This is a genomic window from Vibrio sp. OPT46, from assembly GCF_015163535.1.
Classification (GTDB): domain Bacteria; phylum Pseudomonadota; class Gammaproteobacteria; order Enterobacterales; family Vibrionaceae; genus Vibrio; species Vibrio alginolyticus.
Window position 1 is genome coordinate 1534 of the sequence record NZ_JADDYG010000713.1, and the last position, 484, is coordinate 2017.

The following is a 484-nucleotide window of genomic DNA, read 5'->3' on the forward strand; positions in this document are numbered from 1 at the left end:
GGTGGTGATTGGTAAGTGTTTGAAAATAAAGGAGTGAGTGTGTTTTTCGTCATAAATGAAGACGATCAAAAGAAGAAAGAGACGATCAATTGTGAAGCTTACGAAGCCTTGTATAGACAGGCTTGAAGGTGAATTGCCAAGATAAATAAGTTTTTCAATTTATGAGACTGTATAATTACTCTGAGATTTTGAAATGACTTTGAAGTTAACGGTAAGAAATCGCTGTTTTCGTGGGGAGTGCATGAGAAGAGCCAAAGCCTGCTTCTTTGCCGGACAACTTGTTAACTTCGAAGCCTAAACCAAGCAATTAGATTTAAATGTGTCGCCACTTCATCGCCACTTAATGTTTTTGTTTGATTTAACTAAATGATTTTAAAGGTTTAATTATTAAAGTGGATATAAAGCTTTACTACGTGCATGACCCAATGTGCAGTTGGTGTTGGGGTTACAAACCAACGCTGGATAAACTAAAACAGCAACTGCC

Annotated in this window: 1 pseudogene; it reads left to right on the forward strand. The window is 37.0% G+C overall.

Features of this window, described 5'->3' with window-relative positions:
* Positions 1–392: 392 nt before the first annotated feature.
* Positions 393–484, forward strand: a pseudogene (locus IQR33_RS25670) (DsbA family protein); the annotation flags it as partial.